Origin of the sequence: Micromonospora sp. NPDC048909 (assembly GCF_040649635.1) — a bacterium.
In the GTDB taxonomy this organism is placed as follows: domain Bacteria; phylum Actinomycetota; class Actinomycetes; order Mycobacteriales; family Micromonosporaceae; genus Micromonospora.
The window spans coordinates 130046-156603 of record NZ_JBEZFU010000007.1 but is presented as its reverse complement, the minus strand read 5'-3'; the positions used below and the strand labels follow the sequence as shown (position 1 = coordinate 156603).

Sequence of the window (26558 nt, the reverse complement as noted above, 5' to 3'; positions counted from 1 at the left end):
GCAGGTGCCGTCGCCCCAGGGAGACACCCTGGGGCGTCCACGGGTCACCGGTCGCGCAGCGCCACGGCCAGTTCTCGGCGGGAGGTGATGTCCAGCTTGGTGAAGACCTTGCGCAGGTGCCACTCGACGGTGCGCGGGCTGAGGAAGAGCATGGCGCCGATCTCGGGATTGGTCCGTCCCGCCACGGCCAGGCGTGCGATCCGCGCCTCCTGCGGAGTGAGGTCGACGGGCACGTCGAGGGCCCGCTTGCGGACGGTTTCCCCGGTCGCGGTCAGCTCCCGGCCTGCCCGGTCGGCGAAGCCCTCCGCGCCCGCCGTGGCGAACGTCTCGTACGCGTTACGCAGCTGTGCCCGGGCCTCACCGCGCCGGTTCTCCCGCCGCAGCCACTCGCCGTAGAGCAGGCGTGCCCGGGCCAGTTGCAGCCCCAGCCTGGTGTTGGCGAGCTGCTCGATCGCCTCACGGTAGTGCTCGTCGGCGTGCCTCGGAGCCGCCGTGAGCGCGTCGGCGAGGGCCTGGACACCGCGCGCCCATGACGTGCCGGCAGCTCCGGTGCGCTCGGCCAGACGGTCACGGGTTTCGGCGGCCAGCCCGGCGTCTCCCACCCGGCTGGCGGCCTCGATCAGCTCGCTGAGTGTCCAGCTGAAGACGCCGAGGTCCGGATATTCGGCCGCGGACCGCGCGGCCGCCAGCGCGGCCGGGTACTGGCCGAGACCATTGGACAGCACGGCCTTGACATAGCCGGCGAGGCCGAGCAGGCGGCCCTGCCCGCGCGCCTCACCCTCCCGGACCGTGGCGTCGATCAGTTCGACGGCGGGGAGTTCCTGACCACGGTGTGCGGCCAGGGTGAGCGCGGCGGATGGATGCATGGTCAGCCCGGTGGCCTGCTCGAGAGCGCAGGACTCGTCGATCAGGTCGGACGCGTCGGCGAACCGGCCGCTGAACACCAGCGCACCGGCGCGGAACACGAGCGCCGTCGGCAACAGCGACAACGAGCCGGTGGCCCGGGCGAACCGGACTGCCTGCTCCGTGAGCCGATACCAGGCCTCGTCGTCCCACACCTCGTGCGCCACCGGGGCGGCCAGCCACAGCAGGGACAGGTCCTCCTCCGAGGTCAGCGCGTCAAGCGCGCGGCGCAGCTGGGTGACGGCGGCTGCATGTCCGTCCAGGTGCAACGTGCTGAGTCCGGTCAGCAGCAGGCCGGTCACGTCGTCGCCGGCGGGTACTCCGCGGGCCGCCTCGGCGGCCCGGCGCAGGTCGTCGCCGCCGAACCGGCCAGCGTGCACGGCAGCGCCGACCGCGCTGAGGTATGCGGTGCGGGCGGCGTCCAGATCGAGGTCCGTGAGACAGCGGGCGGCGGCAAGCAATGGCGGGCCGGCCGCCTGGCCGGGGTTGAGGGTGAACGTGACCTGGGCGCGGAGCCGTTGCACCTCGGCGGCCTGCAACGCGTCGAGCGGACCGAGCTCGGCGGCGGACAGCAGCTGCGCCGCCTCGGCCGCAGCGCCGGCCTGCAGCTGGGCCTGCGCGGCGGCCAGGGTACGCGCGGCGCGCGACCGCGAATCCGGGGTGAGTTCGGCCGCCCGTTCGAGAAACGACGCGGCAGCGGCGCGGCCACCTCGGGCCAGTGCTCGACTGGCTGAGCGTTCCAGCTCACGCGCGACCTCCTCGTCCGGACCGACAGCGGCGTGCGCGCGGTGCCAGGCGCGGCGGTCAGGGTCGCGCCGTGGGTCGGTCACTTCAGCGAGAGCGCGATGCACGTCGCGCAGCTCGCTGGCCTCGGCCGCGCGCCAGGTGGCCGAGCGGACCAGCGGGTGGCGGAAGCGCACCCGGGCGCCGAACTCGACAAGCCCGGTGGCCTCGGCCGGCGCGGAGGCTTCGGGCCGGATGCCCAGGCGGTCGAGCGCGCGCCACAGCAGCGGGACATCGCCGACCGGCTCGACGGCGGCGGTGAGCAGCAGTCGCCGGGTGTCCGCCGGCAGCGTGGTGACGCGTCGCTGAAAGCCCTCCTCCACCCGGCCGACCACGGGTGCCCCGCTCTGCGCGCCGAAGCCGAAGGCCAACTCCGTGGGGGTGAGCCCGCGCGGCAGTTCGAGCAGAGCCAGCGGGTTGCCTCGCGTCTCGGCGACGATCCGGTCCCGTACGCGGTCATCGACCGGCCCAGGCAGCACGGAGTCCAGCAGCGCCCGCGCGTCCGCGGCCGGTAGCCCTTCCACGCGCAATTCCGGCAGGCCACCCAGGATCCGCTCGTCGTCAGGGCTACGGACGGCGAAGACCAACGCGACCGATTCGGCGTCCAGCCGGCGGGCGACGAAGGTGAGGATGACCTCGGACATCCGGTCCAGCCACTGGACGTCATCGACAATGCATACCAGCGGCTGGTCCGACGCCGCCTCCGCGAACAGCCCCAGGACGGCGAGCCCGACGAGCAGCCCTTCCGGCGGCTCTCCGACGCTCAGCCCGAAGGCGACTGACAGGGCGGCGCGCTGCGGCTCAGGCAACTGGTCGAGGTGGTCCAGGAAAGGCGCGCAGAGATGCTGCAACGCGGAGTAGGCGATCTCGGACTCCGGCTCCACCCCGCCGACCCGGGCCAGGCGGTCGGTGTGGGCGCGTTCGGTCAGGTAGTCGAGCAGCGCGGTCTTGCCGGCACCCGCCTCGCCGCGCAGCACCAGCACTCGGCTGTTCCCGGCACGAACGTCACGGAGGAGGTCGTTGAGCAGGTTCTTCTCGCGCCTGCGGCCGCGTAGCGCCGGGCTGTCGGTGTTACGTGGCACGTGACCGGAGCCTACACGGAGCTCTCTTTCAGGAGGCCGGCACAGTCCGGGAACTCCCGGTGCCACTCGGATTGAAAACAGTCGTGTGCATTTCTGTGTTGATTTTGCGCGCGTCGCCCTTCCCTTCGTGCCCTATCTCGGGCGAGCCCATCCGGAAGGAGCCGTAGTTGCGCAAGGTTGTGGCGTCTTTCGTGAAGAAGCAGGGAATTGAGCGACGGCCCCGGCGGGGGAGGAATCGGTGCAGAGCCAAGCGGCGGCCCCGGAGCTGGTCCCGGGGCCGCCGCGTTGTTCCCGTCCGGGTCAGGCTTGCACGCAGTGGAAGTTGGCGGCCTGGGCAGGATCGCCGTGGCCGGTGTAGCGGGCCACCATCGGGTAGCGGCAGACGTCCCGGGTGACGGTCTTGCCGTTGGTGCTGGTCGAGGCGGGCAGGGTGGCCGGGGCGTTGCCCTTCTCCACCCAGTTGACGAGGGCGGCCAGCGCGTCGTCGTCGCTCACCTGCGGGCCTGTGCCGCCGCCGCAGTGGTTTACGCCCGGCAGCAGGAACAGCCGGTAGAAGTCGTCGACCCGCTTGTTGCCGCCGAAGGTCCGGTTGACCTGTTCCCGGTAGTCGACGGTGCCCAGGGTCGGGATCAGCTCGTCGGTCTGGCCGTGCCAGCTCAGCAGCTTGCCGCCGGCGCGCGCGAATCGCGACAGGTCGGGGTCGTCGGTGCCGATGACGTCGTTGAACTGTCGCTGCGATGAGCGAAGCAGCCGCTCGAACGACGCATAGGTGATCTTGGAGGTGTCGAAGGACGGATCCCGGGTCACGAAGTTCTGGACCCAGGCGTTGGCGACGAAGAACGGCGCGCCGGGGGTGGCCAGGGGATCGAGGCTGGCACCCTTGTTCGGGCCATACCAGAGCTTCTCGCCCGTGCTGGAGACCGGACCGGCCCAGATCTTGTTGACCGCGTTGGCGGTGGCGCGGGAGATGGTGAACTTCTTGCCGTCGCAGACGACGGTGGTGCCGATCATCCGGCGGGCGTCCCAGTGGCAGTCCCGCGGGTTGTCGATGATGCCGTTGGTGACCCCGTCGAGGCCGTCACAGGCCTTGACCGCCGCCGTGGTGAAGGCGTCCAGCTCGCATTTGCTGGGCTGCACGTTCTCCTCATTGAAGACGGCCTGCGACCACAACGTCGCGACCGCGAACCGGTCCCAGTTGACCGCCGGCGCCTTCGCCAGGATGCCCTGAAAGTCGGTCGGGTGGTCCTGGGCCTCCGCGTAACCCTGGCGGCCGCCCGTCGAGCAACCGTTCCAGTACGCGTAGCTCGCGGACCGGTGGTAGAAGTTCCGAGTCACGTCCTTGCCGACGACAGCCATGTCGTGCAGCGAGCGCGAGGCGAAGTTCTGCAGTAGCGGGGTGTTCACGGTGCCGTCGGCGGTGCGTCCCCAACTCGCGTCCAGCGGGTTCTGGCCGACGCCGGCGTCGGTCGCCGCTCCCACGTAGCCGCCCTTGACCGCTAGCACCAGCGGGTGGAGAAACTCGCCGGCAAGGTACGCGCTGCCGCCCGTGCCCTGGAACCGGCCGTTCCAGTCCTGCGGGTTCTGCGGCAGCGAGACCTTGATGTTGACGTGGTCGTTCGCCCCTGGGTGGGTCACGGTGACGGTGATGTCGCACCAGGCCGGTACGTCGTCGATCGGGGGGTAGTCGAGCAGGGGAGGGGCCGGCGGGAAGGTGACCCGTCCACCGGGGTTGGCTACCGCTGTCACCTTCTCCACCACGGTGCCGGAGGGCGCGGAGACGGGAACGGAGGCGCAGGCGGTGGCAGTCGAAAGGCCGGGGGTGTGGGCGGCGGTGGCGTTCGCGGCCATCGGCACCAGCGCGGCGGCTGCCGGCACCGCCGCCGCTAGCAGGACGATCAGGCGTCGTTTCATGCCGACACCCTCACCCGCGGTATGTGTAGCTCGCCCCAGGGAACCACCCTGGGGTGCGCCCTGGCGACTGGACGCCGTGTCGCAACCGTCTCGGGCTGCGGACGCTCTACTGGCGGCGGCGGGCGTCGGCCTCGACGTCGAGCAGGTCGTTCAGCGCCAGCGCTGAGTTGATCAGGGAGAGGTGGCTGAACGCCTGCGGGTAGTTGCCGATCTGCTCACCGGTCGCGGCGATCTCCTCGGCGTAGAGGCCGAGATGGTTGCTGAAGGTGAACATCTTCTCGAAGGTGAGCCGGGCGTCGTCCAGGCGACCGGAGCGGGCCAGCGCCTCGACGTACCAGAACGTGCACATGTTGAAGGTGCCCTCGTGCCCGGGAAGGCCGTCGGGGGAGTGGACCGGGTCGTACCGGTGGACCAGGCTGTCGGAGACCAGCTCGCGCTCGATGTTGTTCAAGGTGGACTGCCAGAGGGGGTCGCTCGGCGTCACGAAGCCGACCGCCGGCATGGCGAGCAGTGCCGCGTCCAGCATGTTCTCGTCGTACGCCTGCACGAAGCTGCCGCGCTCCCGATGGTATCCGCGGGCCATGACCTGGTTGTAGATCCGGTTGCGTTGCTCGGCCCAGATGGTGGTGTCCCCGGGGCGGCCGGTGCGGGTGGCGAGGCGGATGGCCCGGTCCAGCGCTACCCAGGACATCACCCGGCCGAAGGTGTAGTTGCGGGGGTGGTGGCGGCTCTCCCAGATGCCGGCGTCGGCCTGGTCCCAGTGGTGGCAGAGCCAGTCGACGAGCCGGACGGTGCTCTTCCACACCTGATGCGAGACGCGGATGCCCTGCTCGTCGGCGAGATGCATGGCGTAGAGGGCCTCGCCGTGGATGTCGAGTTGAAGCTGGTCGGCGGCGCCGTTGCCGATCCGCACCGGCCGGGAGCCGCGGTAGCCCTCCAGGTGGTCGAGAGTCTCCTCGTGCAGGTCGGAGGAGCCGTCCACCCGATACATGATCTTCAGCGGGTCCTGGTGGTCACCGGCCTCGCGGATTCGCTCGTCCAGCCAGTTCATGTACCGGCTGACCTCCTCGGTGAAGCCGAGGCCGAGCAGCGCGTGCACCGAGAACGACGTGTCGCGTACCCAGGTGTAGCGGTAGTCCCAGTTGCGGGTGCCGCCGACCAGCTCGGGCAGCGCGGCGGTGGGCGCGGCGATCATCGCGCCGGTCGGCGCGTACGTCATGAGCTTCAGCGTGATGGCCGAGCGTTCGACCATCTCCCGCCACCGCCCGGTGTAGCGGGAGCGCTCGACCCAGCGCCGCCAGTAGTCCCGGGTCCACTCGAACATCCCCTGGACCTCTTGCGGCGGGACGATCCGTGGCTCCGTGCCGGCCGTCTCCAGGACCACGCCGCCGGTGTCACCCTCGTTCAGGGTGCCGTACGCGACCAGGTCGCCGTCCTCCATGCGGACTTCGCCTCCCCGCGAGATCATCTGCCGCACCACCGGGTCAACCGGGTTGAAGGTGAGCGCCGCCGACCGGCTGCGGAAGACGTACCCGTTGCGGTGGCGCTCCAGCTGGTGCTTCTCCCGGGCGTAGTCGAACCGGGGCCGGCACTCCACCCGGAACCGCATGCTGCCCCGGACCATGTTGACCATGCGGACCAGGCGGTGCGTGTCGGTGGCCAGATCGCCGGTGACCGGCATGAAGTCCATCACCTCGGCGACGCCGTCCGCGCTGATGAACCGGGTGATCAGGATCGGAGTGCCAGGCAGGTAGAGCTGCTTGGTGACGTACCGGACGTCGTGCGGGGCGATGCGGAAGTAGCCACCGCGCTCGCGGTCCAGCAGTGCGGCGAAGATGCTCGGCGAGTCGAAGCGCGGCGCGCAGAACCAGTCGATCGTTCCGTCGCACGTCACCAGCGCGGCGGTCTGCAGGTCGCCGATGAGCCCGTGATCCTCGATCGCCGGATAGCTCTCCACGTCGTCCCCCGGTCTCGACAGCCTCCTGGGCAGTAACCTAAGGGACGAATTGTCGAGTTCGGCACGATTACGTGGTCAGCCACCCTCCCGCGCGCCCCGACGCGCCTCGACCAGCCCAGAGGTGAGAGACCCGCATCCGCAATGCCGTCCGCGCCCGCGGCCGCTTCGTCAGAGGGGTCTGTGGATCCAACGGATCGCGTTCACCTCCGAGGTCCTGCGTCGGGTGGCCTACGTTGTGTCCGTCAGCCGCGGGTGCGGCGTGTGATGCGGGTCTGGGCGGCGAGGCTGACGAGCACGAGGAGCACGGTCAACGCGGTGTAGCAGACGACCGCCGGCACCTCGCCGAGAGCGCCGACGAGTTGCCCCTCGATGACGATGGGTAGCCCGAAGGCGACGTAGGAGACGACGTAGATTCCGCCGACGATTCCCGCGCGCTGGTGCGCCGCCGCGAGGGGGAAGATGAGGCGCAGGGCGGCGGTGAAGGATGCGCCGAAGCCGACACCGGCGATGGCCTGCCCGACGATCATGACGGCCAGGCTTTCGGCGAACACGCCGCCGATGATGCCGACGGCCCCGACGAGGGACGCGTAGATGCCGATGGTCATCGCTCGCCGCGGGTTGATGCGGGCGAAGGCCAGTCCGACGACGGCCGACACGGCCGGTGCGACGAACCCGGCCAGGCCGTTGAGGAGTCCGCTGTCCAGGTGGAAGACGCTGCGGACCATGCTCGGAGCCAGCCCGCCGGAGAGACCTGCGAGCATCCAGACCGCGGCGACCACCGGCGCTGCGGCGGCGAACTCCGTTCGAGCGGCGGGCGGGATCGCGACACGCGGAACCATCGAGCGGAGCGCACCCGAGGTGCGGGGCATGGTCTCCGGAGACAGGGCAATGACGACGGCTCCGAGAACCGTGAGGGCGATGAGGGCGGTGAAGACGATGCAGTTCGCCCGGGGCGTGAGCTGGATGGCGAGGCCGGCCAGGAGGGATCCGACGCTCAGCCCGCCGGTCAGGCCGACGCTGCCGAGGATCGTGCCCAGTCTCTTCTTGTTCGGCGGGGCGAGTTCGACGAGCGCCGCGGTGAAGGCGGCGGTCGCCGCGCCGCTGGCGACACCTTGCACGATCCGGCCGGCGATCACCCACCCGATGTCCGGGGCGACAAGGAACAGGATGTTCGACGCGAGCTGGATGACCAGCGCGCCGATCAGAACCGGGCGCCGGCCGACGTGGTCGGACAGCGACCCCAGGGTGAGGACGGCGGCGAGAAAGCCGATCGCGTAGACCGCGAACGCCAGCGTGAGCAGCGACGGGGCAAACTCCCACTGCTGCCGGTAGACCACGAGCAGAGGCGTCAGCACGCCGGCTCCCAGATAGAGGCTCGTGAACGCGAGCGCCGCGCCGGTGAGCGCAAGCCCGGCGGGGAGAGTGCGCCGCCGGTTGGCCGCGGGCGGGTCGATGGTTCCCAGAATCGAGGACATGACAGCTCCATAGGCGGCCGCAGCGATGCGCGCGCCGAAGAATTGGTGAAGGTGGGAGGGGAGGAGTCCGCCGCCGGGCCACTGCCGTCGGGCCGGGATCTGGTCCACGGCCGAGTTCGGCGCGGCTCGGCGGCCGGATCGTGATCGCTAGTCGGTGATGACGACGACGCCCGACGGCGCGTCGAGCAGTTCCACCGTGCGCTCGGCAGCCCGGTCGATCCGGACCCGAGGCTCGGCGGGGATCTGCACCTCGTTGTAGGTGCCGGGCCCATAGAACTGCCCGTAGCTCAGCACCACGCCACCCTCGGCGAGTACGGAGCGCTCCAGCTCGGCGACCGCCAGGGCATCGGGCCCGTCCGGCAACTGCCAGGCGACGGTCTGGGCCAGGATCTTCGGCGAGCCGCTCTTCCGGGCCGCCTCAATCAGGTTCTGGTTGCCCTCGGTCCGGATCCGAGCGTTCAGCTCCGCGTGCTCACCGATCCTCTCCACCTCATCCGGCAGATCGGTCAGTTCGTTCAGGATGACGTCGGGTTCGAAGTCACGAACCGCCTGGATCAAGGCGTCGCGGTCGAAGACATCACACAGGATCGGCTCGGCGCCGAGCCGCGCCAGCAACTCGGTCTTGCTGGGCGATCGAGTCATGCCACCGACCACGTGCCCCGCCTGAACCAGTCGGGGGATCAGCCGCTGCCCGATCACGCCGGACGCGCCGGCAAGAAATACCCGCATCATTTCTCCCAATTATTCGTGGTTCGGTAGGTCGAGCTATGTGCGCTGCCGCCGCCGGACCACACCGTCCGCGCGACGACTGGCCCGCTACAGCGGCGCCGCCAACGCCCGCGCTGCGCGCTCTGGGGGGCGTTATCCATTTGCTGGTGCTTGGTTCGTGTTCACGGCCGCAAAGTTACGCGGCGAGTGGCGCGGTGATCTGGTCCAGTTCTAGGGCAGATTCATGGGCCAATTCGGCAGTGATCCGGACCATCCACGAGTGCCAGCCGTTGCGAAACCCCGGGTGTGCCAAGGCCAAGCGGCCGGAGGCCTCAACCGATACCTGGCCGTTCACAGCAGCGATTCATGGGAGATCGAACGTTTCCGCCGACCGGCCGGAGCGCCGGGGCGGCGGATGGGCGGTCATCACACAGGCAGAAGCTCGTGCCCGGGTCAGATGACGGTGAGCAACGCGTCGAGCGGCCGCGGCAGGCGTTCCCGGGCGACTGCCGCCTCGACGAGCAGGCGTGCGTATCGCTGGTTACGGCGGGAGTTGCTGCGCAGGAACCGCCACATCTGCGCCTCGGGCTCCCGGCCGCGCCAGGCGGGCTGGCTCTGGAACGAGCGGAACGACCGCAGGTCACCCTGCGAGTCGTAGAGTGCTTCGACCCGCGCGGCGCCCAGAGCGCGGAGTAGCTCCTCCTCCAGATCCTTGACGCAGACGTAGAACCCTAGGCGCTCCATGTCGCTGCGCGCGCGGGGTGAGCCAACGAGGGCGGCTTCCAGTCCGCGCCGGAATACCGCCTCCTCACGCACGTCGCACAGCCCGGCGAGTCGCACGCCGGGGCCCAGGGGGGCCAACCGTGTCAGGAAGCGGCCGATCGCATGCGCCCCGCCAATCGGCACGATCACGACTCGCTCCGCCTCGAGATCCCGACCGCGGCCCATGGCGGCAGTCTCCAGTGCGATCTGGTCGCTGATGCCCTCGACGAGCACCACGGCCACGGCGGACTCGACCTTCGCCAGAGCGCGGGCCGTCGCCCGGATCGAGGCGGCATTGCCACCCAAGTGGCCATCGAGCGCCTCGGCGGGGGAGATGTCAGCCTGTCGGGTCGTGGCCATGGCCGCATCATCGATGATGTGCCGGTCGGCCGACCAGGGATTTAGCCACGGCCTGCCCCGATGGGGAGAGGGGCCAGGCCGCCCGAGGCCCGCCCGTGGCCGACCCCGCCGGCACCGGCGACACGGCAACCCTCTGACCGGGGTCTGACCTACGGCATGACCCTGCACAGTGCGTCCAGCGCTCCCGCCCACGCGCTGTCCGAGGGGGCCGCGTAGTTGACCACCAGGGCGTCCCGTTCGGCCAACTGCCATCCCGAGTCCGCCAGCTCGTGGCGGAACTCGGCCATCGGGGCCACCGCCAGGCCCTGGCGGGCGGCCGCCTGGACGACCGAAGCCTCGGTGCCGGGCGGCAGCTCGAGGACCGCTTGCAGCCCGGCGGCCATCCCGGTCACACGGACGTGGGGCGTCCGCTGAGCCAGCGCCGCGACCAGCTCGTCCCGGCGGCGCCCGTAGCGCACCCGCATCGATCGCACCTGACGGTCGTACGCGCCCGAGGCGATGAACTCCGCGAGCGTCAGCTGCTCCAGCGCGCTCGACATGTAGTCGATGTCCCCCTTGGCAGCCACGACCTCCGGGACCAGCTCCTTCGGCAGCACCATCCAACCGAGCCGCAGCCCGGGCGCCAGCGACTTGCTCGCCGTGCCGAAGTACACCACCCGCTCCGGGTCGAGGCCCTGCAGCGCGCCCACCGGCTGGCGGTCGTACCTGAACTCCCCGTCGTAGTCGTCCTCCAAGATCAGCCCGCCGGTAGCGCGGGCCCAGTCCACCGCCGCCGCTCGCCGCTGCGAGGTCAAGGCGACCCCTGTCGGGTACTGATGCGCCGGTGTCAACAGCGCCGCGCCCGCCGCGCTCAACCCCGCCAGGTCGTCGGTGCGCGCGCCGTGCTCGTCGACCCTGAGGGGCGGGATGCGCAGGCCGGCGCTGGTCAGCAGATCGCGATAGACGTCGAGACCGTACGACTCGACAGCCAGCGCCGCCACCCGCCGCGCCCGCAGGACCTGCGCCATCAGCGTCAGACCGTGGTGGAAACCGGCGCAGATCACGAGCCGGTCGGGCTCGGCGTGCACCCCGCGAGCCCGTGCCAGGTAGTCCGCGAGGGCGGTACGCAGCTCCAACCGGCCGAGAGCGTCGCCGTAGCCGAAGGCATCGTTCGGGGCCGCCGTCAGAGCCCGGCGAGCTGCCTTGAGCCACTGCGAACGGGGAAACTCCGCGAGGGTCGGCGTACCCGGCAGCAGGCCGTACGTGGGACGGCGCTGGGCGGGCCTCGCACGAGCAGCGGTGGGCGCCGCGCCGCGCGGTTCGGCCCGCTTGGCCACCCGCGTTCCGGAGCCCTGTCGGGCGGTGAGCCAGCCCTCGGCGACCAGGTCGGCGTAGCTGTCGGCAACGGTGTTGCGGGCGACCCCAAGATCGGCTGCGAGTGAGCGGGACGACGGTAGCCGGGTGCCGGGCACCAGACGTCCGGTGCGGATGGCCTCCCGCAGGGCATCCGTGAGCCCGGCGCGCAGCCCGGGGCCGGTCAGGTCCAGATGCAGGTCGGCGCCGAACACCGACGGTGAGTTGCCCTCCGAATTGGCCCGCGAATCTGCCACGAAAGCGGACGATATCGCAGGCTCACCGACCACGGAGCGTTGCGGGCATGACGATCACCGACGGCACGCAGCGGCTCCCCAAGCACGCACCGCGCCTGGACTGGATGAAGCTCGCCGATGCGCGGGCTACGAACCGGTGTATCCCGGTTCGGTGAGTGGCCGGGCGATGATCATCGCGAATCCTGGCCTTCCTGGCCGCTTCGCCGCGGCTCCGCAGACGCAGACAGCGTGATGCGCCCTGGGAGTGATTGTCACGCCCGTGGGTAGATGGTGGTCTCGCTCGTTGTTCACCAGGCCGGCGACAGCCGCACCCGGGTCGGGGTCGCTGTTCGATCCACCACCAACCGGGGCGGTGCACGGCGGATATCGCCGCATCCGGGTCCGCCGCCGGCTCGGCGAATGGCTGGGCGTGGCGCAAGCACGTAGGACTCGACCGACCGCAGGCTGACCGCCAGCACGACGCCCGGCAGGACGGCCCCGCCCCGCGCGGTGCCGGTCCGGTGAGGACCACGGTCACTCTGACCGGAACCTCGTCGGACGACGGGTGCGTCAACCGGATCACCGTCGTGCGTTGAACGTCCCTGTGGAGGGGTCGTGGGCAGTGTCTCGCTGCCACACGGCCTCGTCAGACGGAAGCGGTCCTTCGCAGCGGCGGGCCCGACAGTGGAGGTCAGTCGGTGGGGTGGCGGCCGGTGGAGCGGATCGACCGGCGATCGCTCTCCTGATCCGGCTCGTTGTCCGCCACCGGGTTGCCCAGCCGGGTCACCCAGTCGACGAACTCCGCGTCCTGCCTCGGCAGCGGCTCGCCGTCCGCCGGCGTCCCCGCGCCGTCCCCGTCCGCCCGGGACTTGTTGCGCCGGAACAGGCCCAGCCGGCCGTTGGCCCGCCCGCTGGCACGTCCCGCCTCGGCGACGGATGCCGGGGCGGTCGGCGCGGGAACGGCGGCGACCGGATCGGTCCCGGCGGGGCCGGCCGGCGCGGCGTCGGTCGTGGGCGGGGGCCCGACGCGCTGGGCGGTCGCGAAGGCGTCCCAGTTCGCGGCCCGGTTCAGGTTGGGCAGGGGCGGCCGGTGCCGAGGTGGAAGCGCCGGTTCGGGCCTCTCCTGCGTGCCGGCCGAGTGGGTCGCCGCGGCGCCCGGGACGGGCTCGGTCGAGGACGGCACCCGCCGCGCCGGAACGACCGGCCGGGGCGCCTGAACCCGCGCCCGGTCGGTCTTTGGCGGCTGGTACATCCGGCGGGTCCCCGGGGCGACGAGCGCCCCGGGCGGCGTCCCGTCGGGTTCGGTGTTGTCGGCCTCCGCCTCGGCTGTCCCGAAGCCGTCGCCGCCGCGGCCCGCGGGAAGGTGGGCCGCCGTCGCGGGGACCGGTTCCGATGTCTCCGGGGTGTCGTCGAGGTCGGCCGCTGTGGCGAGGTCGGCGGGTGCGGCCGATGCGGCGGTAACAGCCGGTGCGGCGGTCCGCGTCGCGGAGTCGGCCGGTACGGCGCTCACGTCCCGGTCGCCGGCCGGCGCACCGAAGCCCAGCGGTTCGGCTGCGGTCGGGCGCTTCGCCGCGGTCGCGCCGACGACCGGCCCCGTGGCGGCCAACTCGACGGGCTCCGGCTCGTCGGTCGTACCACCAGCGGCCGGCGTCATGGCCTGCGGCACGGCGGGGTCGGCGGACAGCGGACGGAGGACGTCGGTCGGCTCGACGACCCGCGCTTCAGCGGTGCGCGGCAGGAACGGCCAGCGGAACGACGCGACGGCGGCCGAACCGAGCACACCGGCGGCGACGGCGAGCAGCGCGCCGTAGTACGGCGTGATCTGGTACCGGTCCACGGCGTCGCCGGGACCGGCGGTCAGGTAGGCGAACGCGACCAGCACCGTGCCGGCCGCGCCGGTCGCGCCGTTGACCAGTGGCGGATGCCCGCGCCAGCGGGCCAGCCCGCCGGTCACCGCGCCGATGAGCAGGGCCACCGCCGGCAGAATGAGGATCGCCTGCCGGGATGCCGCGTCGGCGTCGAGTCCGGCCGGCTCCAGCACGCCGAGCCGTACGGCGGGCAACGGCCCGGCGGTTGCGAGCGACGGGACGACCGAGACGAGCGCCAGCAGCCAGACCACGCCGCTCACCGTCGCCATGTTCCAACCCAGCGGCGGCTTCACCAGTACGGCGATCGCGGCACCCGCGCCGACCAGCGCGCCGAGTGTCGCGCAGATGCCGACGGCCCAGATCGGGTCCACAGAGAAACGCTCCGCGGCCTGGGCCGGCCGGACACAGAGCGGCGCCACGACGGTGGCGCCCAGCGCGGCGGCGGCGGCGATGCCCACCAAACTGCCCGTGCTTCCCAGAACCCCGTACCGGCGAGCCAGGCGTGCGGCGACGACGGTGCCGGCTACGGCGGCGTGTGCCGCGAACCAGCCCACCCAGACGAGCTGGGCAGGCCACTGGTTGACGGCGGCGCCGGTGGAAGCGCCGCTGAGCTGGACGATGCCGAAGCTGAATGCGATGCCGAGCTGACCGGCGCCGGCGAGCACGCCCATCCCGAGCGCTGTGAGCAACGGGTTACGCCGAGTGCGAGAGACCATGTCCGGCACGTTACGCATTTGATGCACCGATTTACACCGAAATGCCGGATCCCACGTAGGACGGCCGTGCCAGCGGTTACTTCAGTTCGACCAGGCGCGCGATGTACGGGGTACCGCCCACGCCGGTGAGCATGTGGACGGTGCCCGGGTCGCGGTGGACGATGCCGCCGGCCGGCTCATCGCGTCGATCCACCGTGCTGACCCTGAGCTTCCCCACCGCGAGGCGTTTCGAGGTCGAACGTGGCCGGTCCTTCTTCACCTTCACGGCCCTCGTCGCGCGCCGAGGCTGCGGCCGGCCGCGCGCCAACTTCGCCGAGGACTGGTCATGTTCTGGATGGCCAACGCGGCGTCCTCTCCGCCACCGCCGGCGCCGCACCGAAACCCGGCGACGCTGCCGGCTAGCGGATGGTCTCTTCGGCAGCGCGCGCCTCCTCAGAGGTCAGCTGCTGCGCCAGCCGATCCAGGCCGCCCTTGATCAGCTGCCCGTACTCGTCGTCGCCAAGCGCGCCGATACCCGTTCGCGCACGCTGGAGGTACTCGCGGGCACGGTCGAGATCGCCGAGCTTGCGATAGCACTCAGCCAGGTTGAGGTGCAACGACGGATACAGACCGGCCACCGCCATCGGCACCCCGGCCTGCGCAACCCGGGCATCGGTGAGCAGGTCGACCGCTGCCAGCGCTCGCTGGTCCCAGATCAACTCCTGGTGGACGTCGTCCTGCACATCGGCCATCGAGTGCGCGAGGACGCAGACGTGCAAAGGATCGCCTCGCTCCCCGCCGATCTCGTCCCAGATCTGCGCGAACAAGTCGCGAGCAGCCTCACGCTGGCCCTGGTGATGATGCAACTGCACCCCTTGGTTGATGCGGGCCAGCGTTGCATCAGTGATCATCAGCTGCTCCTGCACGGCTCATGTCGCGACGATGGCATGGATCGTACGTCGCCTCAGACCATCGGCAGATCAGCCCGATTTCTCTGCTCGCCGCGCCACGACCTGGCCAGGGGCGGGCCCGTGGAGACGACAAAGGCCCCGCCTCTGTGGTGGGCCGATGGCGGCGGTCAAGCATTTCCAAGTCACCTTCGACTGCGCAGAACCTGAGCGCGTCGCTCGTTTCTGGTGCGAGGTGTTGGGGTACGTCGTACCGCCGCCACCGGAGGGCTTCGCTACCTGGGACGACTTCGATCGCGCGCTGCCGCCTGCGGATCGGGGTTCATGGTTCGCGTGCGTTGATCCCTCAGGTGTGGGCCCGCGGCTGTTCTTCCAGCGCGTTCCCGAAGGCAAGGTCGTCAAGAGGACTACCGATCCTGTGCTCACTCGGGCGCACTGAAAGGTAACGGCACTATCGTTCTGGCGTGCACATCCGTTTTGACGTCCCAGCCGATCCCGCCTACCCAGGCCGCGTGGCCGCTGCGCTCAGCAGTGTCCGGCTGCGCAAGTACGGTTACATCGGCGCGGTGCTGGCGGCGGTCGGGGCGATCGGTTTCGCCGTCTCGCGGGGGTTCGCGTGGGGGGACCAGATCGCACCGCTGTGCACGGCGTTGGTCGTGGGTGGTCTGCTGTCGATGCTGTACTCGCCGTGGGTGCGGTTGCGCGCCCGGCGCCGCTCCAGCCGCTACGCCGTCGAGGGCGCCTACGACATCACCGATGACAACATCATGATGCGCAGCGGCTCCGAGTCCGGCGGCATCGCCTGGGACGGGGTCGCCCAGGTGAGGGACACCCCTGAGTTCTGGATCGTGTTCGTCGGCCGGATGCCGGCGACGGTGATCCCACGCCGCTTGATGTCCGCCGAGGACGCGGAGACGTTGCGAGCCTATATGGCCAAACGTGGACTGCTCCGGCTCCGGTGAACTCCGACGAGCGGGTGTCCGGCTGACCGAACGCTACCCGGCCGTCGCGGTCAAGCCTTCGCCTCCACGGCCGTCTGCGATGAGCGCTTCGATTCTCGCCGCCACCACTGGTAGTCCGCCATCGCCGAGCCGTCGGCCGGCCCGCAGGTCGATGAGGTGGCGGACGACCGTCAGATGATCAGTGAGGTCGGCGGGGCCTGGGGGACAGGTTGCCCGCTCCATCTCCGAGACGGTGGCGGACAACCCAGTCACCACGTGGCCGAGCTGCGTTCTCGCCGTGTGCGAGAAATCCATCACGTCGACGCCGGCGCCACGTGCCGCGTCAAGGGCTCGTAGCAGGCCGAGTTGGGCGTCGTACCACAGCCCGAACAGCGCGAGGTCCCAGACCGCGGCCGCCTGCGGCGTCTCTCCGACGAAGCGAGGCCTGCTCAGCAGCTCGAGGGTCGTCCGGTGTTGCTCGAACGCGTGCCGGGAGCCGCTGTACAAGATCGTTGCGGCGTCAGTGCCGATCATCTCGGGCGAGGCCTGAATCCCCGCGTCGAGGTATTGCCCCTCCAGGCTGGTGACCCGCTGGGCGGCCGACCGAGCTTCGCCGGGCGTACCCGTGTACATCCCGACGATCGACCGCCCGGACAGGTCTCTGTCGAGCTGGGTAAGGCAGTGCTCTACCGCTGTGTAGTCCTTGAGGGTCAGGAAGATGAGGGTGCTGGACGACACCGCTTCGGGGACGGACCGCGCTGGTAGCGCCCCCGCGGCCACCAGCTCGGTTGCACGACTTTCGGTGCGGTTCCACACCGTGACGTGGTATCCACCTCCCAGCAGTCGATGTACCACCGCACTGCCGATGGCCCCCGTGCCAATGATCGCGACCCGGGGAGCTGACTTCTCGACTTCGACCATGGCGCGATCGTCCGACGTCAACCTCGCTTGAGGTCAAGTCGACGGCTCCATCGCAACCAGTAGGTCGGGCTGCGTCGAACCGCCCGGCGGAAGCTGGTGCCTTCTACGGCGTTCCGTCGGCAACCCTTGGTAGCCAACGCCTGCTGGGCTGTCGATCGGTAATTGTGGAGCGTGTTGCTGGGGGTGTCGGGATACTGCCTCGGTGACTCTTGCCGCAGCGCCTCGACCGCTTCGACCCCGTGCCCTGCGGCCCGGAGATCTCGTCGTCATCGCATCGCTGTCCGGGCCGCTCCATGCCGTTTACGAGCCCGACCTCAAGCAGGCGGTAGTCGTGCTCGAGCGGATGGGATTCCGCGTGCGTCGGGCACCGCTACTGGAAGCAGGGCGGCAGCATTGGTGGAGCGCGGGTACCCCGGCGGAGATCGCCAGGGAATTCAACGCCCTTCTGCGTGATCCCGAGGTGCGCGCCATCATCGCGCACGACGGCGGCCAGACGGCGCTCGGCTACCTCGACCTGATCGACGTTGAGGCGATCACTGCCGACCCCAAGCCGATCCTCGGCTACAGCGACATCTCGCTGCTGCACCTGGTGCTCTATGCGCGCACGGGTCTGGTCGGGTTCCACGCCGACTTGGCCACGCCTGGACTCGGCGGGGCGTGGCAGGCAGCGCCCGCGGCGCGCAGAGCGGAGCTTGAGAATCTCTACTCGACGCTGTTGACCGGTACGGAGGCGATCGGTGCGCTGCCTGCCAGCCCATCGTGGGAGTGCTGGCGTGCCGGTCGTGCCGAAGGCCGGCTGATCGGCGGCGTGCTCAATCGCATCATGCGGGCGCAGGCGACGCGTTTCGCGCTGCCGCTCGAATGGTTCGACGGCGCGGTGCTGTTCTGGGAGGAGATGGGCGGCTACGCCTCCTGGGTGTGGAGCGATCTACAGGTGCTGCGGCACTGCGGGATCCTCGATCGAATCGCCGGCATGGTCGTGGGCGTCCCGCACGCGATCGATGGGCTCGGCGCGCCCGACGCGTCCCCGACGCTGCCCGAGATAGTCCTCGACGTCCTCGGCGAGCGTGACATCCCGGTCCTGGGCAACGTCGAGTTCGGGCATGCCGGCCCGAATCTGCCGATGCCGGTCGGCATCCGGGTCGCCCTCGATGCACAGCAGAGGACTTTCTCGCTGCTCGAACCGGCGGTACGCCCGCTCGTGGCGACCGGACCGGGCGCCTGAGTAACGCGGATCAGTCAGCTGAGCTGTTCGGCCAGCCCGACGATGATGCCCTCCGGGCCGCGGACGTAGCAGAGCCGATAGATGTCCTCGTACTGCGCCAGCTCGCCGACGAGTTCGGCGCCGTGGGTACGCAGACGGGCAACGACGTCCTCGATGTCGTCGACGGCGAACATGATACGACGAATGCCCAGCGTGTTCGCCGGTGCATCCTTCGGCTCGGCGCTGATCGCCTTCGGCGTGTGGAATTTCGCCAGCTCAATCCGGCCGTGGCCGTCCGGGGTCCGCAGCATCGCGACGTCCTGTCGGACGTCATCGATCCCGATGACACGCTCGACCCAGCGTCCCTCGATCGGCCCCTTGCCCTCCAGCTCCATGCCGAGTTCGACGAAGAACGTAATTACCGCGTCGAGATCGTCGACAACGATGAGGACGTTGTCCATCCGCTGGATCGTCATGCAGGGTCTCCTTGGACTTGTGCGGCCACGGTGGCCGCATCCATTCCTTAGACGGAGCCGCCACGCCGTTCTCGACAGGCTGTGCACCATCTTCTGCGAGACCTCGTGACGAGGCGGTGGTCAACACGTGCCAGCCGTACCGTTTCGGGTCAGCCGGCGAGCTGGTCGCGGCGGCGGGTGAGGTAGGCCCGCTCCGCGGGGTTGCCGGCGAGATCGATGGCCCGGTCGTACGCCGCCCGTGACTCGCCGCCGCGCCCGAGTCGCCGCAGCAGGTCGGCGCGCGCGGCGTGGAAGGCGTGGTAGCCGTCGAGGACCGCGGCGAGCCGGTCGATCTCGGCGAGCCCGACCCCGGGGCCGTCGACTTCGGCGACCGCGACCGCCCGGTTGAGCCGCACGATCGGCGAGGGGTCGAGCAGCACCAGGCGGCCGTAGAGGGCGAGGATGGTGGACCAGTCGGTGTCCCGGGCGGATGGGGCATCCGTGTGGACCACGTTGATCGCGGCTTGCAGCTGGTAGCGCCCGGGTGGGTCGCCGCCGGTCGCCACCGCCTCGATCCGCTCGCGGACCAGGGCCTTGCCCTCGGCGATGAGGGTGCGGTCCCATGCACCGCGGTCCTGCTCGTCGAGGGTTACCAGCTCCCCGGTGCGGGACACGCGCGCGGTCCGCCGGGCATCGGTGAGGAGCATCAAGGCAAGCAGGCCGACCACCTCGCCGTCGTCCGGGAGGAGAGTTCGGAGCAGGCGGCCGAGGCGGATCGCCTCGTCGGTGAGGTCGACGCGCACCGGGTCGTCCCCCTCGCTGGCGAGATAGCCCTCGTTGAAGACGAGGTAGACGACCGCGAGCACGCCGGCGAGCCGCTCGCGGATGTCGTCGGCCAAGGGCACCCGGTAGGGAATGTGTGCCGCTTTGATCTTTGCCTTGGCGCGGGTGATCCGTCGTGCCATCGCGTTCTCCTGCACCAGAAAGGCGCGGGCGATCTCGGCGACGGTGAGGCCGCCGAGCAGGCGGAGGGTGAGCGCCACCCGGGCCTCCATCGCGAGCGCAGGATGGCAGCAGGTGAAGATCAGCCTGAGCCGGTCGTCCTCGACCGGGCCGGTCGGCTCAGGAGGGGTGTCGTCGTACACGATCCGGGCCGCCTGGTGTTTGGCGTCGCGCTGTGACTCGCGACGGAGCCGATCGATGGCCTTGCGGGTCGCGGTGGTGGCGAGCCAACCGCCGGGATTGGGCGGTACGCCCTCGCGCGGCCAGCGCTCTGCAGCCGCTACGAACGCTTCGGCCGTCGCGTCCTCGGCGACGTCGAGATCGCCGAAACGGCGCGCGAGGCCGGCGACCACTCGCGCCCACTCCTCGTGGTGGACACGGGTGATCGCCTGCTCGACGGTGGGACCAGTCACGGCGCCAGCAGTGCTCGGACGGATTTCCCGGTTCGGAAGGGACGCACCTCGACCCTGCCGCGGCACGCTTTCGACCCCTCGGCGGCAAGCGCCAGGGCCACGTCGAGGTCGGCCGCCTCGACGACCCAGAAGCCGTCGAGGTACTCCTTCGTCTCCAGGTAGGGCCCGTCGGTGAAGGCCGGCTTCTGGCCCTGCCCGTCGACGGTGGTGGCAGTCGTCGGGGGCTCCAGGCCGTCGGCGAAGACGAGGTGACCGTCCCTCTGGAGCCTCTCGTTGAAGGCGCCGGTATCGGCGAACGCCTGCAGCACGGCCTCCTGGAAGGGGTAGGCGCCGACCTCGGTGCGCTCGGCTGTCCCGTAGACGGACAGCAGGTACCTGGGCACCGCGCTCACCTCTCCCCGGAGCCGGTACGCCGGGCCTCCCCGGGACCTCGGAACCGGTGCACCTCCTGCGGCCAGTCGAGCACGGTCGCGAGCCTGCCAGCCCAGTATCGCGCTGTCGCGTCGTCGGGCACGTCCACGACGGCGAAGCCGCCGAGGTGCTCCTTGGTCTCGGCGTACGGGCCGTCGGTGAAGACGGGCTTGCCGTCGACCAACTCGACACTGCACAAGGCGGTGGACCGGTCGAGCCCGCCGTTGCTGAAGATCAGGACACCCTCGGCCTGCATCTCCTCGATGACAGTTCGAGCGGCCCTGCCCTTCTCACGCACCTCCTCCTCGGTGTGTTCGCGCACCCACTCATCGTTGAAGGCGATCAGGTACTCCGTCATGGTCGTCTCCTCTCAGTCCCGGACGAGGGCCTTTCCCGACTCCTCGTGTCCGGCGGCCCAGCCGGCCGCCGCACACTGGTTCCACGAACGGCCACGCCTTGATACGACAACCTCTCCTGCCTCCGCTGCCATTGTCATACCGCCCGATCAGTTCCCGAGGCGGGCGAGTGGTCGTCGTGTCGGCCGAGCCGTGTCCCACGCGCTTCGACACGAGCCGTGGGTCCACGAACTGATGCTCCTTCAACGACTCGGTTCAGGAGATCCCGGACGGGCGGCACGTTCGGCGTGGGCGCGATCTCTGCGTCGATGGCTGGTCCGCGGCCTCTCTACACTGCTCGACGTGACGCTGCAGGCGTACGACCGGGGCGTGCTTGCTGTGCAGCGCCGGGCCTTCGACGAGGCTCGCGAGCAGTTGGAGCTGGCCGGGCCCGGATGACCGGGCGCTGCTGTTGTCGGGCCAGTTGGCCAGCAGTGGTCACGGCGAGCGGGCAGATCCGGTGAGGGCCCGCAGGCTGTACGAGCGTGCGGCTGACCTGGGCAACGCCGAGGCGGCTCACAACCTCGGGGCGCTGCACGCCACCGGTCGGGGCTGTACGAGACCGGCTTCCAGCACTTCTTTCGGGGTAAGGAGGCCGACGATTCCGGCGACCAGCTCTACACCCAGGGTCATGCGTCCCCTGGCATCTACGCCCGCGCCTTCCCGGACGGGCGGCTCACCGAGCGCCACCTCGATCGGTTCCGGCAGGAGGCGGGCGGCGACGGCCTGCCCTCCTACCCGCACCCGCGCCGGCTGCCGTGGCTGTGGGAGTTTCCGACCGTGTTTGCTCTTGCCGCACGGGGCTTGGAATGCTTGGCCTATGTCCCTCTTCCCGCCGACGTTCGCCGAGGACGTGATCGATCAGCCGGCCAAGGCCCAGTTCGAGGTGTTTCTCGACGAGCACCGCCGCGCGCTCAACGACTGCTTGGACGGGCTGACCGAGGAGCAGGCGCGCCGATCGTTGGTACCGTCCCGGACCACGCTGCTGGGCTTGGTGAAGCACGCGACTTTCGTCGAGAAGGTCTGGTTCGACGAAGCCGTCACCTGTCGGTCGCGCGCCGAGATCGGCATCCCCGCAACGCCAGACGAGTCGTTCATCCTCGATGACGACGACACCATCGCCACCGTTCGGCGAGCACACGCCGAGGCCTGCGAATCGTCACGCCGCGCGACGTCATCCCTTGAGCTGGACGACATGCTGCGCGGCAACCGGCGCGGCCCGCTCCCGCTGCGCTGGGTGTACCTGCATGTGCTGCGCGAGCTCGCTCAGCACTGCGGGCACGCAGACATCCTGCGCGAGCAGCTCCTGAACGCCTAGCGCGGGCGCGTCCGCACCTGCCGCCGACAAGCGTTCACGCCCACCTGCGGTCAGGTCGCGCGGAGGTATTCCTCCCAGGACAGCTTTGGTGTGACGGCGGGGCCGTCGTCGGCCGCCCGGTTGGCCAGTCCGTTGAGGCCGAGGTAGTAATCGCCGGCCTGATGCTGAGCGCCGATCGACTGGTCGGTGTCAGCCAAGGCGATGGCGTGGATGTGATAGGGCCAATCTCCCTGCGACGGGGTACGGAGCCACGCCGCGAAGCCCACCCGGCGCAGCTGCCTGACGACGTTGGTCCGATAGGTGGAGGACATGCCGCTCACCGAGAGGTCCAGCGCGCCGCCGCCGTCATGGGTGCCGGCCGAGGCCGGGGTGCTGGAACTGTAGGAGCCCTGTGTGATCGTCAGCTGTGCGCCGAGGAGTCGTTCGGCCTCGAACAGCATGCTCCTGGTACGTGTGTTCACCTGTGCGCCGCGTAGCGTGACCACGCTGCCGGGGGAGAGCGACCGCGTGATCGTGAACCGCTGCTCGCCCAACAGTCGCAGCGAGGTTGGTCCGGGCAGACCGGTGGCGTCGAGCCCCGAGTATCCCAAGGACCGCTGGTAGGCGGCGTACGCTGCGATGGTGCTGGTGCCGAAGTGGCCGTCGACGTAGGTGGCCGCCAGCAGACCTCGCGCCTGTAGTGCACGCTCCACCTGAAGCACGCTGTCCTTGCTGCCCGAGGTGATCGCCGTGTCCGCTCGGCGCGGGTCGATCTGTGCTGCCTTGATGAGCGCCTCCATGTCAACCACAGGAAGAGCCGCGCGAGCGCTCTGGCCGACGAGAGTCGAACCCGTCATCGCGGCCGTGGCGGTGATCAGCAATTGTCTCCTGGTGAGCACTGTTCCTCCGTGCGATGTGTGACAGGCCGATGATCCTGAGAGGCCGCGTGGGCAGGTCGAGGTGCGGCGCACGTCGGAAACATCGGAACGACGAGGGCGCCGGCGGCGGCGAGCAGTTCGGCCGCTACGAGCCGAACAGGAGGTGTGGTTGTCGGAACCTCCGATGCAGAGACTTTTCAATGTTTCGATGGATCCTGGCAGAATATTTCACGTTGCGGAAGAGTCCCGATCGCCGCAGGCGGCGCGGACGCGCTCCGCAGGGCGCCACCTCATCGGTGCCGCCGCGGGACTCGTAACCAGGTCCGTCAACCTGGTGACCTCTCCGATGGGCCCGGAGGTGTCACGCTCTGTGCGGGCCTTGGCGGCGGAGACGTCCTCGTCTGCCGAGAAGCGCCTGTCCAGTCGTGGTCAGGCTCGATGCTCGCCAAGAACCTTGCTGAACATCGCAAGGTAGCTGTCATGAGCCAGGGACAGTTCTCCGAGCGCCTCTTCGGTGAACCACGCGATGGCATCGTGTTCGTCCGGCGCGACGTTGACCGGAGACCCCGTCCACGCTTCGATCAGCCAGATCTGCATGTCGAACGTGTCGGCATGAACTTCTTGCACGGGTAGACCCGACGGCGCCGCGATGTCGATGCCCAGCTCCTCTCGAAGCTCTCGAGCAAGTGCCGCGCCGGGCAGCTCCCCGCGCTCCACGTGCCCACCGGGCAGGTCCCAGACGTCGGGATACCAACGGCGCCGGGGAGATCGGTGACATAGCAGTACCCGGTTGTCGTCCCGCAGCAATGCCGTGACGATGCGGGCCTTGGGAGAGCCTTCCGCGGAGATCGACACAGGCGCATTGTGCCACCCGTCGTAAGCCGACGTCTGGCGCCGGAACCGTGGATGGCACTGGCGAAGAGGCTGCGGCAACGGCTCAGCGATAGCCTGCCGTCATGGGGAGCGCCGAACTGGATGAGTTGATCGTCGCGGACGCCGAGGCGCTGCGCGCGTGGTTGTCGGCCAATCACGTCACGTCGCCCGGTGTCTGGCTCGCTCTGACCAGGAAGGGCGGCACAGTCACGACGCTGACCTGGCAGCAGGCGGTCGACGAGGCCCTGTGTTTCGGCTGGATCGACGGGCAGGCCCGTAAACGGGATCAGGAGACCTCCTGGATCCGGTTCACCCCGCGCAGGCCCCGCAGTTCCTGGTCACAACGCAACGTCGCGCACGTGGCCCGGTTGGAGGCGCAGGGGCGAATGCTGCCCCCAGGCCGCGCCGCGGTGGAAGCCGCGAAGGCGGACGGGCGGTGGGCGACCGCCTACGCCCCGCCGTCGGAAGCCGAGGTGCCGGCCGACCTACTCGCCGCCATCGCCGCCGACCCCGCCGCCCAGGCCATGTTCGACGTGCTCACCAAAACCAACCGGTTCGCTCTCATCCACCGCCTCAATGCCGTCAAACGGACGCAGACCCGCGAGCGGAAGATCGGCGAGTTCGTCGCCATGCTGGCCCGTCACGAGACGATCTACCCGCAGAAGGCCAAGCCTCCGACCTCGCCGTAATCGGGCATCTTCACGATCATGCGCACGCATCTGCCGTCGAGTGTGTGCGGCCGCGCTCATCGGGCAGGCCACAGCCCTCCACTCAAGGGAGGTGAACAGCTCCGCGGCACCGTCGAGCTGGCTCGGACTCAACGTTGCCGCCGTCAACGCGTTGAAGATCGACTCGGTTGGCTCGGCCACCAGCATGCGCTGGGGCGCTAGCTTGAGCACGGGCCGCTGGTGGTGCCGGTGCGGCCGGATCCCCGTACGGTCAGGGCGGGGTAGTCCCGAGGATCGAGAAGAACGCCCCCTGGGGATCGGTGAGCACCGCGAACCGGCCCCGCGTCAGGTCCGTCGGCTGGACGGCGAGCGTAGCGCCCATCCGTAGCGCCTCCGCGACGACCCTGTCGGTGTCGGTGACGGCGAAGTAGACCATCCAGTGGGACGGGAGGTCACCCCAGTCCTCGCCGAGCATGGGCATCATCCCGGCGACGGGACGACCGTCGAGTTGCCAGGTGGTGTAGGTGATCGGGCCCATCGGTTGGTCGTCCGCCGTCCAGCCGAACACCGACCCGTAGAACTCCTTGGCCCCGTCCGACTCCCGGGTGGTCAGCTCGGGCCAGGTCAGCGAGCCGGGTACGTCGAACACCTCGGCCCCCGGCATGCCGAGCGACTGCCACACCCCGAACGGCGCCCCGGCCGGGTCGGCGAAGAGCGCCGTCCGCCGGGAGCCGGGGACGTCGACGGGCTCGGTCAGGACCCGGCCGCCGGCGGCGGTCACCCGCCGGCAGGCACCCTCGGCGTCGTCGGTCGCCAGGTAGGGCATCCAGGCAGGCGGCCGTTGCGGGCCGGTCCGCAGCCCCGCACCGGCCACCGGTTTGCCCTGCTGGTGGAAGACGAGGTGACCGTCAGCCGCGGGTTGCCGGTCCGCCTCGGCGACGGCCCAACCGAACAAGGGCGCGTAGAAGCGCGCCGCGCCGGGGAGGTCGGTGGTGACCAGGTCGACCCAGGCGGGTGCCCCCGGTGGAATGTCTGTCATGGCTTCGGCTTCGCTTCCTCTCCTCGGGCAACTCTCGGCGGGATGGCGGCGGGCGGGCCCGACAGCCGACGGCCGTCAGCCGGCAGCGGCGAGGGCGAGGGCGATGACGTTGAAGACGGCGCTCTGCGGGTCACGGAGACGGGCGTAGCGGCCGCCCGAAATGTCCCGAGGCGGGGCCAGGATGGTGCCACCCAGCTCGCCGACGCGGGCGGGCGGCCATCGCCCTGCCCTCGCGGAGGAAGGTGCTGTAGCCGCCCGCCTCGGGCTCCGGCGTGATCCGCCCGGTCCAGCCGAGCAGCTCCGGGTGGAAGCGCCGCGCGTCGGCGAGATCCGGGGTGGCCAGGTCGGCCCAGCAGGGCGTGCCCGGCGGACGGTGCTCACGTCGACCCCTCTCGACTGGGGGCGGCCACCGCCGGCACGCCCTGCCGGCATCGTGGCATTGTTCGCGCGCCGTACGGGGCAGATCGGGCGAATCGTCAGCTGAACCGTCGTCCGGATCTGCCGCCACCCGGAGTGTCACAGTGCGTCACGGGGATGTCATCCTCGCCTGTCAGCCTGGCGGAGCACCGCGTCGGTTTCGGGGTCGGGCATGAGCTGCCGGACCTCTTGCGCGCAGCGGCAACCAACGGCGATCTTGGCGGCCCACGCCAGCGCCTCTTCGCGTGAGGCCACGTCGACGATCGAGAGCCCGCCGATGACCTCCTTGGTCGCCGGGTAAGGGCCCTCGGTGATCATCCCGTCCGTTGCCACGACGCTCGCCCTCTGCCTTTGCAGTCCGGCGCCGAACACCCACACGCCGGCGTTCACGGCCTCCTGGACCACCGTGTGCGTGGCCTTGTCCACGTCGGGCATCTCCTCGTCGGGATGTGGTCCATCCCGCCGTCATCGAACGAGATCAAGTACCGCCTCATCCCAATGACTCGCTTGTCCCGGCGGCCTTCGCCGGCCGCCTCTCACCTGTTCTACGAACGACTCGCCCCGGATCCGACGCTATGCCAGAAATTTTCACGGGACCTCCGCCGCTGTTGACGCAACCTGATGGTCGTCCGGACCCGTCGAGCTTGCGGAGGAGGGAGCCCGA

General features: G+C 70.1%; 22 protein-coding genes and 4 pseudogenes. 6 read left to right on the top strand and 20 right to left on the bottom strand.

Annotated features, from left to right (window positions below; genetic code table 11):
• Window positions 1-44: 44 nt before the first annotated feature.
• From AB0C04_RS20685 to AB0C04_RS20640, 10 genes and pseudogenes are all read right to left on the bottom strand, one after another.
• The gene (locus AB0C04_RS20685) at window positions 45-2768 is read right to left on the bottom strand and encodes an AAA family ATPase (RefSeq protein WP_357056943.1); all 2724 of its coding nucleotides are present in this window, start codon (window positions 2766-2768) and stop codon (window positions 45-47) included.
• Window positions 2769-3068: 300 nt separating this feature from the next.
• On the bottom strand, window positions 3069-4679 hold the full coding sequence (locus tag AB0C04_RS20680) for a tannase/feruloyl esterase family alpha/beta hydrolase (RefSeq protein WP_357056940.1): 1611 nt from the start codon (window positions 4677-4679) through the stop codon (window positions 3069-3071).
• A gap of 106 nt (window positions 4680-4785) precedes the next feature.
• On the bottom strand, window positions 4786-6636 hold the full coding sequence (locus tag AB0C04_RS20675) for a glycoside hydrolase family 15 protein (protein WP_357056938.1): 1851 nt from the start codon (window positions 6634-6636) through the stop codon (window positions 4786-4788).
• A gap of 242 nt (window positions 6637-6878) precedes the next feature.
• Window positions 6879-8219 (bottom strand): MFS transporter, encoded by a 1341-nt coding sequence (locus AB0C04_RS20670; protein WP_357056935.1) that lies wholly within the window; start codon window positions 8217-8219, stop codon window positions 6879-6881.
• A gap of 39 nt (window positions 8220-8258) precedes the next feature.
• A complete protein-coding gene (locus tag AB0C04_RS20665) occupies window positions 8259-8840 on the bottom strand; it encodes an NAD-dependent epimerase/dehydratase family protein (protein ID WP_357056932.1) in 582 nt (193 codons plus the stop codon).
• A gap of 432 nt (window positions 8841-9272) precedes the next feature.
• Window positions 9273-9941: a TOPRIM nucleotidyl transferase/hydrolase domain-containing protein gene (locus tag AB0C04_RS20660; protein ID WP_357056929.1), complete on the bottom strand. Its 669-nt coding sequence runs from the start codon at window positions 9939-9941 to the stop codon at window positions 9273-9275.
• Between the two features lie 149 nt (window positions 9942-10090).
• Window positions 10091-11530, bottom strand: a complete 1440-nt coding sequence (locus AB0C04_RS20655) for a PLP-dependent aminotransferase family protein (RefSeq protein WP_357056927.1) — start codon at window positions 11528-11530, stop codon at window positions 10091-10093.
• Between the two features lie 670 nt (window positions 11531-12200).
• Window positions 12201-14093 carry a hypothetical protein gene (locus tag AB0C04_RS20650; protein WP_357056924.1) on the bottom strand — a complete coding sequence of 631 codons (1893 nt, stop codon included), beginning with the start codon at window positions 14091-14093 and terminating at the stop codon, window positions 12201-12203.
• Between the two features lie 76 nt (window positions 14094-14169).
• A pseudogene (locus tag AB0C04_RS20645) lies at window positions 14170-14274 on the bottom strand (cupin); the annotation flags it as partial.
• A 217-nt stretch (window positions 14275-14491) separates the two neighbouring features.
• Window positions 14492-14998, bottom strand: coding sequence for a tetratricopeptide repeat protein (locus tag AB0C04_RS20640; RefSeq protein WP_357056921.1), 507 nt, complete (start codon window positions 14996-14998; stop codon window positions 14492-14494).
• A 142-nt stretch (window positions 14999-15140) separates the two neighbouring features.
• Here AB0C04_RS20640 and AB0C04_RS20635 point away from each other — a divergent pair.
• Together AB0C04_RS20635 and AB0C04_RS20630 are read left to right on the top strand one after the other, a co-directional pair.
• Window positions 15141-15383 (top strand): annotated as a pseudogene (locus AB0C04_RS20635) (VOC family protein); the annotation flags it as partial.
• 61 nt (window positions 15384-15444) lie between these two features.
• The gene (locus AB0C04_RS20630; protein WP_357056918.1) at window positions 15445-15942 is read left to right on the top strand and encodes a YcxB family protein; all 498 of its coding nucleotides are present in this window, start codon (window positions 15445-15447) and stop codon (window positions 15940-15942) included.
• Between the two features lie 33 nt (window positions 15943-15975).
• Here AB0C04_RS20630 and AB0C04_RS20625 read toward each other — a convergent pair whose 3' ends face one another.
• Complete coding sequence (locus AB0C04_RS20625; protein ID WP_357056915.1) at window positions 15976-16842, bottom strand: NAD(P)-binding domain-containing protein; 867 nt, start codon at window positions 16840-16842, stop codon at window positions 15976-15978.
• Window positions 16843-17044: 202 nt separating this feature from the next.
• On the opposite strand from AB0C04_RS20625, the gene AB0C04_RS20620 reads away from it, so the two are divergent.
• On the top strand, window positions 17045-18067 hold the full coding sequence (locus AB0C04_RS20620) for an LD-carboxypeptidase (protein WP_357056912.1): 1023 nt from the start codon (window positions 17045-17047) through the stop codon (window positions 18065-18067).
• 14 nt (window positions 18068-18081) lie between these two features.
• On the opposite strand, the gene AB0C04_RS20615 is transcribed toward AB0C04_RS20620, so the two are convergent.
• The 4 genes from AB0C04_RS20615 to AB0C04_RS20600 all read right to left on the bottom strand — a co-directional run bounded on the left by AB0C04_RS20615 (window position 18082) and on the right by AB0C04_RS20600 (window position 20685).
• Window positions 18082-18522 carry a VOC family protein gene (locus tag AB0C04_RS20615; RefSeq protein WP_357056909.1) on the bottom strand — a complete coding sequence of 147 codons (441 nt, stop codon included), beginning with the start codon at window positions 18520-18522 and terminating at the stop codon, window positions 18082-18084.
• A gap of 149 nt (window positions 18523-18671) precedes the next feature.
• Window positions 18672-19916 (bottom strand): sigma-70 family RNA polymerase sigma factor, encoded by a 1245-nt coding sequence (locus AB0C04_RS20610; RefSeq protein WP_357056906.1) that lies wholly within the window; start codon window positions 19914-19916, stop codon window positions 18672-18674.
• Window positions 19913-20299, bottom strand: coding sequence for a YciI family protein (locus tag AB0C04_RS20605; protein WP_357056903.1), 387 nt, complete (start codon window positions 20297-20299; stop codon window positions 19913-19915). The genes AB0C04_RS20610 and AB0C04_RS20605 overlap by 4 nt, the downstream gene beginning before the upstream one ends.
• A gap of 5 nt (window positions 20300-20304) precedes the next feature.
• Window positions 20305-20685, bottom strand: a complete 381-nt coding sequence (locus AB0C04_RS20600) for a YciI family protein (protein WP_357056900.1) — start codon at window positions 20683-20685, stop codon at window positions 20305-20307.
• A 583-nt stretch (window positions 20686-21268) separates the two neighbouring features.
• Here AB0C04_RS20600 and AB0C04_RS20595 point away from each other — a divergent pair.
• Both AB0C04_RS20595 and AB0C04_RS20590 read left to right on the top strand, forming a co-directional pair.
• Window positions 21269-21505 (top strand): annotated as a pseudogene (locus AB0C04_RS20595) (hypothetical protein); the annotation flags it as partial.
• A 37-nt stretch (window positions 21506-21542) separates the two neighbouring features.
• Window positions 21543-22040 carry a DinB family protein gene (locus AB0C04_RS20590; RefSeq protein ID WP_357056897.1) on the top strand — a complete coding sequence of 166 codons (498 nt, stop codon included), beginning with the start codon at window positions 21543-21545 and terminating at the stop codon, window positions 22038-22040.
• A gap of 50 nt (window positions 22041-22090) precedes the next feature.
• Here the strand turns inward: AB0C04_RS20590 and AB0C04_RS20585 are convergent, their stop codons facing one another.
• Together AB0C04_RS20585 and AB0C04_RS20580 are read right to left on the bottom strand one after the other, a co-directional pair.
• Window positions 22091-22918 (bottom strand): peptidoglycan-binding domain-containing protein, encoded by an 828-nt coding sequence (locus AB0C04_RS20585; protein ID WP_357056895.1) that lies wholly within the window; start codon window positions 22916-22918, stop codon window positions 22091-22093.
• A 408-nt stretch (window positions 22919-23326) separates the two neighbouring features.
• Entirely contained in the window at window positions 23327-23752 is a 426-nt protein-coding gene (locus AB0C04_RS20580) for an NUDIX hydrolase (protein WP_357056892.1), read from the bottom strand.
• A gap of 101 nt (window positions 23753-23853) precedes the next feature.
• Between AB0C04_RS20580 and AB0C04_RS20575 the strand changes: the two genes are divergently transcribed.
• A complete protein-coding gene (locus tag AB0C04_RS20575; protein WP_357056888.1) occupies window positions 23854-24459 on the top strand; it encodes a YdeI/OmpD-associated family protein in 606 nt (201 codons plus the stop codon).
• 250 nt (window positions 24460-24709) lie between these two features.
• On the opposite strand, the gene AB0C04_RS20570 is transcribed toward AB0C04_RS20575, so the two are convergent.
• The 3 genes and pseudogenes from AB0C04_RS20570 to AB0C04_RS20560 form a co-directional block, all read right to left on the bottom strand.
• The gene (locus AB0C04_RS20570) at window positions 24710-25477 is read right to left on the bottom strand and encodes a VOC family protein (RefSeq protein WP_357056885.1); all 768 of its coding nucleotides are present in this window, start codon (window positions 25475-25477) and stop codon (window positions 24710-24712) included.
• Between the two features lie 126 nt (window positions 25478-25603).
• Window positions 25604-25909: pseudogene (locus AB0C04_RS20565) on the bottom strand (VOC family protein); the annotation flags it as partial.
• A gap of 105 nt (window positions 25910-26014) precedes the next feature.
• Window positions 26015-26320, bottom strand: a complete 306-nt coding sequence (locus tag AB0C04_RS20560) for a YciI family protein (RefSeq protein WP_357056882.1) — start codon at window positions 26318-26320, stop codon at window positions 26015-26017.
• Window positions 26321-26558 lie beyond the last annotated feature (238 nt).

Coding starts and splice junctions, on each gene's coding strand:
- AB0C04_RS20660 (WP_357056929.1), bottom strand. CDS start 9,941: ATGGCCACGACCCGACAGGCTGACATCTCCCCCGCCGAGGCGCTCGAT.
- AB0C04_RS20650 (WP_357056924.1), bottom strand. CDS start 14,093: ATGGTCTCTCGCACTCGGCGTAACCCGTTGCTCACAGCGCTCGGGATG.
- AB0C04_RS20625 (WP_357056915.1), bottom strand. CDS start 16,842: ATGGTCGAAGTCGAGAAGTCAGCTCCCCGGGTCGCGATCATTGGCACG.
- AB0C04_RS20590 (WP_357056897.1), top strand. CDS start 21,543: ATGTCCCTCTTCCCGCCGACGTTCGCCGAGGACGTGATCGATCAGCCG.
- AB0C04_RS20665 (WP_357056932.1), bottom strand. CDS start 8,840: ATGCGGGTATTTCTTGCCGGCGCGTCCGGCGTGATCGGGCAGCGGCTG.
- AB0C04_RS20575 (WP_357056888.1), top strand. CDS start 23,854: ATGGGGAGCGCCGAACTGGATGAGTTGATCGTCGCGGACGCCGAGGCG.
- AB0C04_RS20570 (WP_357056885.1), bottom strand. CDS start 25,477: ATGACAGACATTCCACCGGGGGCACCCGCCTGGGTCGACCTGGTCACC.
- AB0C04_RS20680 (WP_357056940.1), bottom strand. CDS start 4,679: ATGAAACGACGCCTGATCGTCCTGCTAGCGGCGGCGGTGCCGGCAGCC.
- AB0C04_RS20615 (WP_357056909.1), bottom strand. CDS start 18,522: ATGACGATCCAGCGGATGGACAACGTCCTCATCGTTGTCGACGATCTC.
- AB0C04_RS20600 (WP_357056900.1), bottom strand. CDS start 20,685: ATGACGGAGTACCTGATCGCCTTCAACGATGAGTGGGTGCGCGAACAC.